This is a genomic window from Pseudomonas violetae, assembly GCF_023072615.1.
Classification (GTDB): Bacteria; Pseudomonadota; Gammaproteobacteria; order Pseudomonadales; family Pseudomonadaceae; genus Aquipseudomonas; species Aquipseudomonas violetae.
Window position 1 is genome coordinate 1 of the sequence record NZ_JAKNRW010000059.1, and the last position, 14,834, is coordinate 14,834.

General features: G+C 61.4%; 9 protein-coding genes and 2 pseudogenes. 5 read left to right on the forward strand and 6 right to left on the reverse strand.

Annotated elements, in window-relative coordinates; all coding sequences use genetic code 11:
- From L9059_RS29490 to L9059_RS29505, 4 genes and pseudogenes are all read left to right on the forward strand, one after another.
- Window positions 1-133: pseudogene (locus L9059_RS29490) on the forward strand (LysR family transcriptional regulator); the annotation flags it as partial.
- Between the two features lie 45 nt (window positions 134-178).
- Window positions 179-754 (forward strand): NAD(P)H-dependent oxidoreductase, encoded by a 576-nt coding sequence (locus tag L9059_RS29495; protein WP_247294853.1) that lies wholly within the window; start codon window positions 179-181, stop codon window positions 752-754.
- 41 nt (window positions 755-795) lie between these two features.
- Window positions 796-1,167, forward strand: a complete 372-nt coding sequence (locus L9059_RS29500) for a MerR family transcriptional regulator (RefSeq protein ID WP_247294855.1) — start codon at window positions 796-798, stop codon at window positions 1,165-1,167.
- A gap of 106 nt (window positions 1,168-1,273) precedes the next feature.
- Window positions 1,274-1,618 (forward strand): cupin domain-containing protein, encoded by a 345-nt coding sequence (locus tag L9059_RS29505; RefSeq protein WP_007988984.1) that lies wholly within the window; start codon window positions 1,274-1,276, stop codon window positions 1,616-1,618.
- 85 nt (window positions 1,619-1,703) lie between these two features.
- Here L9059_RS29505 and mmsB read toward each other — a convergent pair whose 3' ends face one another.
- Complete coding sequence (gene mmsB / locus L9059_RS29510; protein ID WP_247294858.1) at window positions 1,704-2,591, reverse strand: 3-hydroxyisobutyrate dehydrogenase; 888 nt, start codon at window positions 2,589-2,591, stop codon at window positions 1,704-1,706.
- Between the two features lie 10 nt (window positions 2,592-2,601).
- Window positions 2,602-4,128 (reverse strand): CoA-acylating methylmalonate-semialdehyde dehydrogenase, encoded by a 1,527-nt coding sequence (locus L9059_RS29515; RefSeq protein ID WP_247294876.1) that lies wholly within the window; start codon window positions 4,126-4,128, stop codon window positions 2,602-2,604.
- 149 nt (window positions 4,129-4,277) lie between these two features.
- On the opposite strand from L9059_RS29515, the gene L9059_RS29520 reads away from it, so the two are divergent.
- A complete protein-coding gene (locus L9059_RS29520) occupies window positions 4,278-5,225 on the forward strand; it encodes a LysR family transcriptional regulator (protein WP_247294895.1) in 948 nt (315 codons plus the stop codon).
- A gap of 10 nt (window positions 5,226-5,235) precedes the next feature.
- Here the strand turns inward: L9059_RS29520 and L9059_RS31145 are convergent.
- From L9059_RS31145 to recC, 4 genes and pseudogenes are all read right to left on the reverse strand, one after another.
- Window positions 5,236-5,346: pseudogene (locus L9059_RS31145) on the reverse strand (OmpA family protein); the annotation flags it as partial.
- Window positions 5,347-5,374: 28 nt separating this feature from the next.
- Complete coding sequence (gene recD, locus L9059_RS29525; protein ID WP_247294898.1) at window positions 5,375-7,477, reverse strand: exodeoxyribonuclease V subunit alpha; 2,103 nt, start codon at window positions 7,475-7,477, stop codon at window positions 5,375-5,377.
- Entirely contained in the window at window positions 7,474-11,163 is a 3,690-nt protein-coding gene (gene recB / locus L9059_RS29530) for an exodeoxyribonuclease V subunit beta (RefSeq protein WP_247294914.1), read from the reverse strand. Before recB ends, recD begins: the two co-directional genes overlap by 4 nt.
- Entirely contained in the window at window positions 11,160-14,612 is a 3,453-nt protein-coding gene (gene recC / locus L9059_RS29535; RefSeq protein ID WP_247294947.1) for an exodeoxyribonuclease V subunit gamma, read from the reverse strand. The genes recB and recC overlap by 4 nt, the downstream gene beginning before the upstream one ends.
- Window positions 14,613-14,834: the final 222 nt, after the last annotated feature.

Genomic DNA, 14,834 nt, shown 5'->3' on the forward strand with positions numbered 1-14,834 from the left:
CGGCGACCCGGCGTTCCACAGCATCGCGCTGGCCGAACCCTGGGCGCAGCGCAAGCTGTTGCTGTGTGCCCGCGACTTCGCGCAACTGCCCGCCTACGCCAAGGCCTTGCTGCATGCCTTGACTCTCCCCTGAGGGGCAGACTTTACCCTTGGGCTTTCCTCCTCAAGGACAGCCACCATGGGTAAACGGATTCTGGTGATTCTCGGCCATCCTTCGAGCAGCAGTTTTTGCGCCGCAGTGGCCGAACGCTACACCCAGTCGGCCCTGCGCGCCGGGCATGAAGTGCGCCAACTGTTTCTCGGCCAGCTGGCGTTTGATCCCGTCTTGCGTGAGGGCTACCAGCAAGTACAGCCCCTTGAAGCCGACCTGCTTCAAGCCCAGGCGGATGTCTTGTGGGCCGAGCAACTGACGCTGGTGTTCCCGATCTGGTGGGGCGGGATTCCAGCCCTGCTCAAGGGCTTTTTCGACCGGGTGTTCCTCCCCGGTTTCGCTTTCAAATACCGCAAAGGTAAAGCGTTCCCCGACAAACTTCTGCACGGTCGCAGCGCGCACCTGCTGGTGACCATGGATACACCGCCCTGGTATTACCGATGGTTCTACCGCATGCCCGGCTTGCATCAAATGCGCAAGACCACCCTGGAGTTCTGCGGCATCAAGCCCACCAGGACCCTGACCTTCGGCCCGATCCTCGACTCCAGTCAGGCCCAGCGCGAACGATGGTTGCAGCGGGCCGAAGCTATCGCCAGTCACTGAGAATGCCGATAATGCCCGGGACTCACTAAAGGGAATTATTGATGTACATCGGCCAGGCTGCGCAACGCTCCGGAACCACGATCAAAAGCATCCGCCATTACGAGGCGATCGGCCTGCTGCCGGTGGCCGAGCGCCAGGGCAACTATCGCGTGTATGACCAGCAGAGCGTCGAACTGCTGGTGTTCATCAAATGCGCACAGCAACTGGGCTTCCGCCTCAAAGAGTTGCAGGCGATTTTCGCCGGCCACCAGGGAAGCCAGGTGCCGTGGGAGTTGGCCCATCAGGCTATTGCGGCGAAGAAACACGAGATCAGCGAACGGATGGCTACGCTGGCGCGGCAACATGCGCAACTGGTCGAATTCGAACAGGGCGTCGAACAGGCCCGGGCTGCCTGCCCGCTGGAAACTCTTTAGGCGCCTGCGCGTTTCTGGACACCCCGATGTCGAGCACAGACAACTCGCCGCCGGACGGGCGCTATAGGGTGCGACTTCGTTCTTGCATCCACTGCTCGGAGTCCACATGACCGCACCTATCACCGTTCTTCGCGACACCCACCCACTGCCGGTCCTCGATGCCTGCAAATGGGAAAAGCTCGAAGGCGATCCGCACACCGTTAACCTCAACGCCTACACCAGTGAAGACGGCAGCAAGATCATGGGCACCTGGATCTGCACGCCGGGCAAATGGTATGTGGAATACGTGAAGTGGGAGTACTGCCATTTCCAGGAAGGCTACTGCGTAATCACCCCGGAGGGCATGGCGCCGATCCATCTGCGTGCAGGCGATATCTTTGTCATCGAGCCTGGGATGAAAGGCACGTGGGAAGTGGTCGAGACTGTGCGCAAGTACTTTGTGTTTGCCTGATGCATAGAAAAGATCGCAGCCTGCGGCATTCCCGGGTAGGAGCTGCCGCAGGCTGCGATCTTTTGCTTGTGCGAATAAACCGCTTTTACTGGGGTTTGCGATAGCTGTTAATAATTGCCGAGAAGTCTTGGCCACCCTCCCCGCGCAGGCTCATTGCCTGATACAACTGCTGCGCCACGGCGCCCAGCACCACCGGCTGGTGCGCCTGACGGGCCGCCTCAGTCGCCAGCCCCAGGTCCTTGAGCATCAGTTCGGCGCCGAAGCCGCCGGTATAGCCGCGCGAGGCCGGAGCGGTCTCGACGATGCCCGGCCACGGGTTATACATCTCCGAACTCCAGCAGCGCCCGGTGGAACTGTTGATGATGCCCGCCAGCACGCCGGTGTCGATACCCAAGGCATCCCCCAGGGCCATGGCTTCGCTGACGCCGACCATGGAAATCCCCAGCAGCAGGTTGTTGCAGATCTTGGCGATCTGCCCGGTGCCGACTTCGCCGCAGTGCACGATATTGCGGCCCATCTGCGCCAGTACCGGTTGCAGGGTGGCAAACAGCTCGGGCGTGGCACCGACCATGAACGTCAGGGTGCCAGCAGCTGCACCACCCGTACCGCCAGACACCGGTGCATCGGCCATGGCCACGCCTTGTTTGGCAGCAGCGCTCGCTACTTCACGTGCCGTCTGTGGATCGATGGTGCTGCAATCCACTGCCGGGACCCCTTTGCCAATCCCCGCGAGCACGCCGTCTTCACCCAGCCAGACACTGCGCACATGCACGGCGGCCGGCAACATGGTGATCACCAGCTCCGCACCTTGCGCCGCCTCACGGGCTGACGGGCTGATACTGCCGCCCAACTGCTCGAGCTCCGCCAGCACGGTGGTATTCAGGTCGACCAGCTTGAGGTTATGGCCGGCCTTGATCAGGTTGCGCGCCATCGGCGCGCCCATGTTGCCCAGACCGATAAATGCGATTTTCATGTACCGCTCCTTAGCGCAGGTTGATGGTGGTGTTCACACCGTCGTTGACGCTGTTGTCATCGAACCAGCGACTGGTGACCGTCTTGGTCTGAGTGTAGAACTGCACCACCTGCTTGCCATACGGGCCGAGGTCGCCGAGTTTCGAACCGCGCGAGCCGGTAAAGCTGAAGAACGGAACCGGTACCGGAATCGGGATGTTGATGCCGACCTGGCCGACGTCGATTTCGTTCTGGAATTTACGCGCCGCCGCCCCGCTTTGGGTGAATAGGCCAGTGCCGTTACCGAAGGGATTGGCGTTGACCAGGGCGATGGCCTCGTCCAGCGTGTTGACCTCCAGCACCACCAGCACCGGGCCGAAGATTTCCTGGGTGTAGATCTGCATGTCGGTGGTCACCCCGGAAAACAGGGTTGGGCCGACGAAGTTGCCCTGCTCGTAGCCGGCCACACTGATGTCGCGCCCGTCCAGCTCCAGCTTGGCGCCTTCCTTGATGCCGCTTTCGATCAGGTCGAGGATGCGTGCCTTGGCGCGTTTCGAAATCACCGGCCCAACGTCGGTACCCGGCTCACTGCCGGCATTGACCTTGAGTTTCTGCGCCAGTGTTTTCAGGTCCGGCAGCCATTGCTTGGCCGCCCCCACCAGCACCACCACAGACGTGGCCATGCAGCGCTGACCTGCCGCGCCAAAACCGGCGCCGACCAGCGCATTCAGCGCCTGCTCACGATTGGCATCTGGCAGCACCACAGCATGGTTTTTCGCGCCCATCATCGATTGCACGCGCTTGCCGTGTTTGCCCGCCAGGTCGTAGACGTGAGTGCCCACCGCAGTCGAGCCGACGAAGGATACGGCCTTGATGTCCTTGTGGGTGCAGAGCGCATCCACGACATCCTTGCCGCCATGCACCACATTAAGTACGCCTGCGGGAACGCCCGCCTCGATCGCCAGTTCCACCAGCAGCAGGGTCGACAGCGGATCCTGTTCAGAAGGTTTCAACACGAAGGTATTGCCGCAGGCAATGGCCATCGGGAACATCCACAACGGAATCATCGCCGGAAAATTGAACGGGGTGATGCCGGCGCACACGCCGATCGGCTGGCGCAGGGTGTAGGTATCGACGCCGCTGGCGACGTTCTCGGCGAACTCACCCATCTGCAGAGTGCCGATGGAGCAGGCATGCTCGACCACTTCCAGGCCACGGAAAATATCGCCTTCAGCGTCGGCAATGGTTTTACCCTGCTCGTTGCTCAGCACCACGGCAATGCGTTTGGAGTGCTCGCGGATCAATGCTTGGAGCTTGAGCATGATGCGCATGCGCGCGCCGATCGGCGTCAGCTTCCAGGTCTGGAAGGCGCGATGTGCAGCGTCGATGGCTGCGTCAACTTCCGCAGCGGTGGCAAACGGAACCTTGGCGAGCACTTGCTGGGTCGCCGGATTGACGATGTCGTGCCACTCGGTGGACTGCGACTCGACCCACTCGCCATTGATCAACAGCTTGACCTTCTGCACGGTGGTGTCGTTGGGCGTGAGCGATGCGTTCATGTTGGGTCTCCTGGACTTGTTGTTATCAGGGAGCCAAGGCGAGAAAGTCGCCTTGCGATGAGGCGGGTGTCGCGAATTGGTTGTCGGACGGTTTTTGGAGTATAGATGTGCAAACTTCTAATAAGAACGCACATAAAAGCCGGTCCATCATGCAAAAAAACATCACGTCTCTAGGTTCACTGAATTGGGATGACCTCAAGTTTTTCCTTGAAGTCGCCCGCACCCGCAAGGCCAGTACCGCTGCCAAGCGGCTGGCGGTGGACTACACCACGGTGTCGCGGCGCATCAGTTCGCTGGAAACGGCACTGGGTACTCTGCTGTTCGAAAAATCCCGGACCAGCGGTTTTGTCCTGACGGCCGAAGGCCAACGACTGCTGGGCTACGCCGAGTCGATCGAAAGCACCCTGCACATGGCCTGCGAGCAGGTGTCCGGCTCAGGCGTGGCGTTATCCGGGCATGTGCGCATGGGCTGCACCGAAGGGTTCGGCAGCTTTTTCATCACCCCGCAGTTGAGCCATTTCGTCGACGCCTACCCGGCGATCTCGGTGGATATCCTGCCGCTACCGCACTTCATCAGCCTGTCCAAGCGCGAGGCAGACATCGTCATCGCCCTGGAGCGCCCGGAGCATGGCCCCTATGTATGCTGCAAACTGTGTGACTACCGGCTGCAGCTGTACGCGACCCAGGACTACCTCGACCAGCACCCACCGATCCGTCGGCCAAGCGATCTGGCCAAGCATGCGTTCATCAGTTATGTGGATGACCTGGCGTTCAGCTCAGAGCTGCTGTACCTGGCCAACGTACTGCCGGGAGCCAGCGCCAACCTGCGCAGCACCAGCGTCATCGCACAGTTCGTCGCCGCGCAGCAGGGCCGGTCACTGGCCATCCTGCCGTGCTTCCTGGCAGCCCAGGATCCGCGGCTGCTGCCGGTGCTGCCGGAAGAGATCAACATCACCCGGCAGTTCTGGATGTACTGCCGCGAGGACCTGAGGAAGCTCAAGCGGATTACCCTGTTGTGGGATTACATCCGCGGGGTGACTGAGCAGAATCAGGGCTTGTTGATGGGTGAGAGTCGCGAGATGTTGTTTGCCGATTAGTCGGCGGATACACGATCGACACCCTGCGGTTCTCGGTGCGACCGGTTACCGTGGAGTGGGTGGCGACAGGCACACTGCTGACCAAGCCAAGCAGCGGGATATTTTCTTCCTTGAAAACGACGATGTATCGGTAAGTCGTCAAGTTTCCGTTATTGGCCCAGGCCGTCATCCACGTCGAGCATCAGCCCACTCAGGCGCTTGACCTTGCGCCGCACGGCCTCTTCGAACACGCTGGCACGGGGCTCTATCAGGGTGAACCAGTTCTTTGCCCGGGTGATCCCGGTATAGATCAACTCTTTGGTCAGCACCGGGTTGAGGGCGTCCGGGAGGATCAGTGCGGTGTGGGCAAACTCCGAGCCCTGGGATTTGTGCACGGTCATGGCATAGACGGTTTCGACGTCATTGAGCCGGCTCGGCAGTACAAAACGCACGCCGCCCTGACCATCGTTGCGCGGGAATGCCACGCGCAACACCTGCTTACCGGCCTCAGGTCCCTCACGTTCGGGCAGCTTGAGCGCGATGCCGATGTCACCGTTCATCAGCCCCAGGCCGTAGTCGTTACGCGTCATCAGCACCGGCCGACCTTCGTACCACTGCTGATCGTTATCGATCAACCGGGCCTTGAGCAACGCGGCGGTTACTCGCTGATTCAGGCCTTCCACGCCCCAGGGGCCCTTGCGCACGGCGCAGAGCAACTGGAAGGCATCAAACGCCTGCAGCACCTGGCGCGCCCATTCGGTCCAGCACGGATCCTCAAGGGGCCGGCCCAACGGCGGGCGCTGCTGACGCAGCAGGCTCAGGTAATGCCGATAACCTTGCGGCCCATCGCCATGGCCTTCGAGCAGCAGGCGCTCCAACGTCCGGTCCTGTTCGCCTTTGAGCGCCAGGCTGAACACGTCGTCGTGACTGCGGGCAGTCAACAGTCTGCGCGCCTCTTCGGGCTGTTGCTGATTGACCCAGCGAGCCAGCTGGCCAATGCCGCTGCCCTCACCGAAGCGTCGCGAATGGCGCAGCATTACCACCTGCTGCGCCAGCGGATGAAGGCCCTGGGTATCTTCGTGCAGGCCGCTGTTGGCCAGGCACTCGCCACTGATCTGTTCCAGCCACTGGCGAGTCTGCGGGTTGTACCAGCCCGCCTCCGCGTCGCGGCACAGATCGCCCAGCACGGCGCCGGCCTCAACCGACGCCAGCTGGTCCTTGTCGCCAAGCAGCACCAGTCGGGCATGGGCCGGCATGGCATCGAGCAAGTTGGCCATCATCTCCAGGTCGATCATCGACGCTTCGTCCACCACCAGCACATCCAGGGGCAGGCGATTGCCAGCGTGATGGCGGAAGTGCCGTGTACCGGGCCGGCTGCCCAGCAGGCGGTGCACCGTGGTGACGTCCGAGGGGATTTTCTCCCTGACCGCTTCGCTGACTTCCAGCGTCCTGACCTGCTGACTGATGGACTCCGTCAAGCGCGCCGCCGCCTTACCGGTAGGAGCAGCAAGACGGATGCGCAACGGCTGGCCGGCTTCGACTGCGGGTGCCTGGAGCAATGCCAGCAAACGGACGACGGTGGTGGTCTTGCCGGTACCGGGACCACCGGTGACGATACTGAATGCGCTGCGGATCGCCAGGGCGCAGGCGAGTTTTTGCCAGTCGATCACTTCACCCGGCTTGGCCGGACCGAACAGCCCGGTGAGGCGCTGGCTCAGGTCGGCTGGGACCTCATCGGGTTCCGCCAGGCGCTGACGCAAGGACAGGTCGATACGTCGCTCGTACGTCCAGTAGCGCCGCAGATAAAGGCGTTTACCCGACAATACCAAGGGCCTGTGCTGCGCATCCTCGCGTCCGTCGGCCGCCAACGCGACCAGGGGGCTGACAGCCAGCGCCTTGCACCAGTGCGCGCCGTCGAGCGCTTCGAGCAATTGCGAAGGCAACAGCATCGAGCCGCCCTGCACATCGCCTTCGGGTGGCAGGGACAGGGCAAAGTCCGGTTCTTTGAGCGTTTCGTACAGGTCCAGGCAGACATGCCCATGGCCCAGCTGATGGCTGGTCAGCGCGGCCGCCAGCAATACCAGCGGATCATCATCGGGCGCCAACTCATGCAGGAAGGCCACGAACGCCTTGTCCAGTGCGCGCAACCAGCCCCGCTCGACCCAACGCGTGAGCAACAGCAGCAAGTCTTCGGCGCGGCTCAACGGCGCGAGGTCGGCCAGGCTTTCGGCCGCCAGTGGCGTGGGCAGCAAATCGGCGAAGGTACGACTCATAACAATTCTCCCTGTTCCCAGGCGGGTTCGGCCTTGGGCTCCGGCTTGCCCTGGAACAGGCGGTCCAGGCGCTCGATCAACTCCCGTGGCGGACGGGCGAAATAAACCCCCTGGCTGGCTGCACGGGTGCCGCGCAGGAACAGGTACAAGGCACCACCGATGTGCCGGTCGTAATCGTAATCGGCCAGACGCGCTTTCAGTTGCCGATGCAAGGCCAGCAGGTACAGCACGTACTGCAGGTCATAGCGGTTGTCGAGGATCGACTGTTCCATCGCTGGCCCGGTATAAGCCGAGTCATCGACGCCCAACCAGTTGGATTTGTAGTCGGCCACGTAATACCGACCTTCGTGTTCAAACGTCAGGTCGATGAAGCCCTTGAACATGCCGTTGAGCAACACCGGTTCGGCCGCCACCCGCGCGACGCCGTTGTGCGTGTATTGGCGTACCAGCCCATCGAGTTTCAACACGTCGACCTTATGGCTGGCGAACCAGAATTCCATCTCGACCCGATACTGGGACAGGTGCTCGAACACGACCGGGGGCTGCCCGGCCCCCAGGTGCAGAGGTGATGCGAGCAGGTGCTGCAGCCAGTCACTCAACGTGGTGATCCAGCCTTCCCACCCACGCCGGTTGCAGCGGCGCGCGATGGCGTCTTCAACCGTTTGTGGGGCTGCGGAAAATCCTTCGCCACCGGCCCATTCCAATAGCCCATGAAGGAAGGTGCCGGGACCGGGGCCGCGGGGGAATCGATGGATGTCGGCGCCACCGGCCGCCACTTCACGCGGCGCATTGGGATCGAGGCGTTCATCGTCGAATAGTTTCTGCGCCTGCGGGTTTTCAGGTGCTTCGTCACTGCCGACACTTAAGCTGTCGCCGATACGCAAAGCGCTATAGGAGGCAATCCACCAGTTTTCACTGGCACGGCGTTTGGGCATCAGCGCAGCGAGCAGGCGCGCATCGTTCTGCGGCGGCTGGTAGTACTCGACGGTCGCCGGCGGTACCTCAGAGTAACTGAGGGCCGGGCAATTCTGCTGCAGGTCCTCCAACCAGCGTTTTAAGCCGGCAGACTCCGCCAGCATGGCTCCGCCGCCCAGGAGATAACCCAGTGCAGACAGGTGCAGCACCGAGCTGTTGTTATTGCCCCGCTTGAGATCGGTGACGCCCAGCCAGCATGCGTGCTGCGCCCGAGTCAGGGCGACATACAGCAAGCGCAGGTCCTCGGCCAGTCGCTCGCTATCGGCCAGTGCGATCAATTCGGCAGTCGGCTTCAGGGTGATCTGCGCCTTGCCGGCAGCATCGTGGTAATGCAACGGCAGCCGACTGCCGTCCACCGGTTTGGCCGAGCAAATGAAAGGCAGGAACACCAGGGGATATTCCAAGCCCTTGGATTTGTGAATGGTCACGACCTTGACCAGTTGTTCGTCGCTCTCCAGACGCAGTATCTGCTCTTCCCCTGCCTGGCCAGACAGCGCCAGGTGTTCGGACAGGTGACGAATCAGCGCCTGCTCGCCATCGAGTTCGGCGGCAGCCTGTTGCAGCAACTCGGACAGGTGCAGAAGATTGGTCAGGATTCGCTCGCCGTCGCTGCGGGCGATCAAGGCCTGCGGCAATTTGAAGTCATGTAGCAGGCGTCGCAGCATCGGCAATACGCCCTGCTTGCGCCAGAGCTCGCGGTAGCCACGGAACTGCATGACTCGTGCTTCCCATGCCAACTCATCCTGGTTGAGCTGTTCCAGCTCGGCCAGTGACAGGTTCAACGTGATGCAAGCCAGTGCAGCACGCAGTGGGCGCTCGACGTCCGGCTCGGCGCAGGCCTTGAGCCAGGACAGCAGGTCATGGGCTTCCTGGGCGGCGAATACCGAATCCTTGTCCGACAGGTAGACACTGCGCACGCCACGGGCCGACAGCTCGGCGCGTATGGCTTGAGCTTCCTTGCCGTCGCGCACCAGGATGGCGATATCCGCCGGCAGCAGGCCTCGGAAAGCCTTGCCCTCCTGCTGAAATCCTGACTGTTGCTGTTGCCCGCTGTTGAGCAATGTGGTGATTTCACTGGCACAGGCGGCGGCCAAGTATTTGCGGTAGACCGCGCCGGACAGCGGTTGCTCGGCAGGCAGGTGCCAGATGTTCAGGGCCAGCACCGGGCGGCCCTGTATCTGCAGCACTTCCTTGCGGCCCTGGGATTGGACGGGCAAAAATGGCACGGGATTAACGCCATTCTTTTCACGGAACAGGAAGGCCCCGCGCCCCAGTTCACGAGACTCGGCACGTTCAAATACATGATTGACCGCGCCGACCATGCCATGGCTGGAGCGGAAATTGGTCCCCAGGGTATGCAGCCGGCCAGTAGTGGCCTGGCGCGCACGCAGATAAGTATGAATATCGGCGCCACGGAAGGCGTAGATCGCCTGCTTGGGGTCGCCGATCAGGAACAGGCCGCAATCAGGGTTATTGTCTTCGATGCGATAGATGGTCTCGAAGATCCGGTACTGCACCGGATCGGTATCCTGGAACTCGTCAATCAATGCCACCGGAAACTGTTCACGAATCAGCGTGGCGAGGCGCTCGCCCCCTTCTGCTTGCAGGGCGGCATCGAGGCGCAGCAGCATGTCATCGAAGCCCATCTCCGCTCGCCGGCGCTTCTCTTCTTCGAACCGCGTTCCGACCCATTGCGCGGCATGTTGCAGCACGGCCGCATCGGGAGTTGGCAGGCCATCCAGACTGGCCTTCAGCCCAGGCATCGCATCCAGCCCCGGGTGACTTGGCACTGCGCCTTTCCAGGCTTCTGCCATGCCGTCCGGGGTCAGGCGCGTGAAGCCGGTGCCTATATCCAGTTGCTCCAGCGTTTCGTCCGCGGCCCAGGCCTGGATCTTTTCAAACCAGGGCTCGAAATAACGCGCCTGCATCTTGCGTCCGTCGACGCTCTTGCTCACGACGCCCTGGTGACAGATGGCAAGCAGTTCCTGTGCCCATTGAGTCCAGGGCGTCTTCAGTTCAATCAACGCCGCCCGACGCTCCTGAAGGCATTCGGCAATCAGCTCAGCCGGTTCTTTGCCCGCCGTAGTGTCACGCTCACTGGAAATCAACCCGCGCACACGCGCCAGCAGTGCCGCCGGGCCGCCCCAGTTTCCGCGCACCCAGCTCAGCGCATCGCCTTGCATGGGATAGCAGAACAGTCGCCAGTAGTCGCGCAAGACTTCACCGAGCAAGTCGCTGTGGTCAGTTTCCAGGCTCTGGGTAAACAGGCTGCCACTATCGAACGCGTGCTCGCGCAACATGCGCTGGCACCAACTGTGGATGGTCGAGACGGCAGCTTCGTCCATCCACTGTGCCGCGATGTCCAGGCGGTTGGCACAACCGGCCCACTGCTCCTCTGGGTATTGATCGCGCAGGTCGGCAATCAGGGAGTCCGGCGCAGTTATTTCATCGCGGAAAAACCGCGCCGCTTCGGCCAGGCGCGTGCGGATACGTTCGCGCAGCTCCTTGGTCGCCGCGTCGGTGAAGGTGACGACGAGGATCTGCGGCGGCAGCAGTTCACGCCCGAAGCCAGCGCTCTCGCCACCGTGGCCCAGAACCAGGCGCACATACAGTGCAGAGATGGTAAAGGTCTTGCCGGTCCCGGCGCTGGCTTCGATCAACTGGCTGCCGCGAAGCGGAAAGGCCAGGGCCAGTGGAGTTTTGTCGGTCATGCGCGCGATTCCTCACTCGTCAAGGAACGCCAAGGGGCTTGCAGGAGCGGTCGGTACAATGCATCGCACCACCCGGGAAATGATTCATCCGCCATAAGCGCGTCGTAATCCTTGAACTGCCGGACCAGCGCTGCACTTTCACGACGTTCGCCGTCAGTGTTCAGACCATCACCTTCATAGGCTTTGCGAGCTGCGGCTTCGGCCTTGACCGGGTCAGTCTGAGCGAGCCAGGCAAAGGCCGTTTTCACAGCAATCGGCAGTGGCTGGCGCATGCCCGTTTTCCAGGCCAACAGCAGATCCCCCAGAATTTTCATCGCCTGCGCCTGCTCCATTGGAGCTAGCAGCAGGCTGTCGTCACTGGCCACCAGGGCGGTGGTCATTGGCCAACCGCTGGCGCAGGCCACCAGATGATTGACCCAGGGCCGCGTGAGCCGATGCCATTTGCGAGCCTTGATTGCACCAATGCTGTTGGGGATCGTGGTCACCGACAGCAAGCCCCCATCTGCGCGCTGATGCAGGCCGCTTAGCCATCCCTCCAGACGCAGGCCTTGCGACTCCAGATTGATCGGCAACGCGCTGTTGAGCGGCGTCGGCCACAATGTGAGCAGTTGCTGATAACGCAGCAGCAGATCCGGCAGCGGCTCGATAAGCTCCCGTTGCAGGTATTCGCCGAAGCCGGCCATGGGCAGCAGACCACTGTTCTGCAGGCGAATGGCGTGCGCAGCCAGTATCTGATCCGCGAGATCGGGTTGGCCCTGTGCCGCGTCAAGCAAACTGGCGCTGAGGCTGTAGCGTTGCAAGGCATCGAGGACAAAAGGTTCTTCATTGGCCAGGGGCGCTTCGGCCGCTTCGAAGAATATCTTCAAGCGTTGGCTGAAGAAGTGACGCACTGGGTTGCGCAGGAAGTCCTGAAGTTGCCCCAGGCTCAACGGCTCTTCCTGAGCGTAGGGTTCAAGGGTCTCGAAATCTGCAGCCGGTGCACAGGCTTGATGGAGGGTCTGCCATTCGCTGGCATAGCTGAACAGCCCCTCACCCTCATGGAAATAACGGGCGCTGAAAGGCTGCAGTGGGTGCTCCTGGGTCAGGATATCAAGCAGGACCTGTGCCTCATCGGCCAATCGCCAACCGCTAGCGAGGTGATCGCGAAGTTGACCGATCAGCACTGAAGCCGGACGTTCGCTGTTGTCGCGAATGCTGCGGCCTACCCAGCTGATATATAGCTGATCACGGGCCGAGAGCAGGGCTTCCAGCAGGAGGTAACGGTCGTCTTCGCGCCGGGACCGATCGCCTGGGCGGTAATCGCTGCCCATCAGGTCGAAGTCCAGCGGCGGTTGCGCGCGGGGGTAGTCGCCGTCGTTCATGCCCAGCAGACACACCAGCTTGAACGGGATCGCACGCATGGGCATCAAGGTGCAGAAGTTGACCGCACCTGCCAGGAACCGCTGGGACAACCGCCCCTGATCCAGGCCCGCGAGCCAAGCTTCGCGAACCACGGTCAGGGGCAGTTGGTCATGCAGCCCGACCGACTCACAGGTTTCCAGCCAGGTTTCGCGCAACTCTTCGAGCTGGGCGAGCAAGTAGTCGTCGTGCTCGTTACTGGCCTGGAAAAACAATTGGATCAACGCTTGCAGGCGCATGCCCCATTGCCCGGGAGCTGCAGGAGTCGCCAGTTCCCGGTAAGCAATTTCCAGTGCATCCAGCAGTGCCACCAGCGGGCCAATCAGCGCAGCATCCAGGCCACCGATCTCGTCGTAGGGTTCGATGCCGCCATAGGCACTTGAACTACCCACTGCGTAACCAAGCAGCATCCTGCGTAGGCCGAAACGCCAACTGTTTTGCTCAAGCTCTGCGGGCAGGCCGAGAGTGGCGCGCTGCTCGGCATTCATGCCCCAGCGAATGCCTGCGCCTTCGATCCAGCGATGCAGGGTCGGCAGGTCGCGCTCCTCAACACCGAACCGCGCTCTTAGGGCAGGAACGTCCAGCAGGTCGAGGATCTCGCTGACGGGGAAACGACTGTCAGGCAGTTTCAGCAGATGCTCGACGGCGATCAGTAACGGATCGCGACCGCGTTGGCCCTGATCGGCGAGTGTGAACGGAATGAAGCGCTGATCCCTGTGCTCCAGCTGGCCGAATACTGCGCGAATATGCGGGGCATAGCTGTCGATGTCCGGCACCATGACGATGACGTCACGGGGTCTTAGAGCTGGATCGGCACTGAAGCGCGCGAGCAGTTGGTCATGGAGGATTTCCACTTCCCGCTGGGCGCTGTGGGCAATGTGAAAACGGATCGACTGGTCAAGCTGTAAATCCACGGCTGGCCAGCGCTCGCGCGTTTCATTCAGAGGACGCAGCTCGAGGATGTCGTCCTGCAGTTGATTAAGCATATTCAGCGGCTCGCTATCGCTGAACAGGTCGATACGACCGTCGCGAAATGCAGAGCGGTAACTGTTGGGATCGTCGTAGCTGTCTAGCAGGTTGATGTAGTCCCGGCCTTGCTTTCCCCATGCCGCCAGCAATGGATGCGCATGCTGATGGAGGGTTTGCGGGTCAAGCACAACGGGCATGCCGCTCTTGCGTGCCTGGCGCTTGTATTGGTGCCGCAACAGGTCTTTATCGGCGACGATGTCTGCCCAATGGTGACGACATGGGTTGTGTACGCAGAGCAGGACCTGGCTGAACCGGGCCAGCCCGGCAAGCGCTTCCAGGGCTTGGGCGGGCAGCGAGGAAATCCCGAATACGATCACCCTTGAGGGTAATCCGGCAGGGGCTTCGTCCAGGCTGTTGATACGTTCGATAAACCGTTGATGGACACCCGCACGGCTTTGCGCCATGCCCTGCTCACCGACATCCAGCAACAGTGCACGCCACAACTCCGCCTGCCAGGCGTTGGCCGGAGTCAGCGGTTTGGATTCGCCTCGTCCATTGCGCAATTGGTGTCGACCTTCCGCCCAGTCTTCAAGCCAGTCTGCCCGGTAGACCTGATACTGGTCGAACAGATCGGCCAGGCGCTCCGACAGCTGATAACGCTTGCGCAAGTCGCTGTCGTTGGTGAGAAAGCGTTGCAGTGGTTCGAAGTGTGGCTGATCGATAACCTGCGGCAGCAGGCGCATCAGGCGCCAGGTCAGCGGCGCTTTATCAAGCAGGGACTTGACCGGAATTTCATCGCGACCAAGGACCATGCGATAGAGCTGCCACATGAAACTGCCCGGTAACTGCACGTCTATGGCCGCGGCAATTCCGCACCCGCCCATGTCGTCGTCTTCAGGGTCTTCTGCCAGTGCCAGCTTGAGCCATTGGGCAATACCGTTGCTCTGAACCAGGGCGATTTCGTTTTCCAAGGGGGCCAGCGGGTAACGCCGCATCCAGCTCACGACCAAGCTGCGCAACTCGTCCAGGCGGTTGCCGTGAACCACCATAAAACCAGCACTGAGGGACGTCGCGTCCGGCATAAAGGCTTCCTTGGAAAAATACAAACGCCAGGGCGAACCTTAGCATTGTCGGCAGACTGTGGCAGCCGGGAGCTGCCTGGTGTTGATGCGTGAAGTTTCCTGCGGACAAAAACAAAACCCCTACCTGCATACGCAGATAGGGGTTTTGGAATTTAATCTTGACGATGACCTACTCTCACATGGGGAAACCCCACACTACCATCGGCGATGCATCGTTTCACT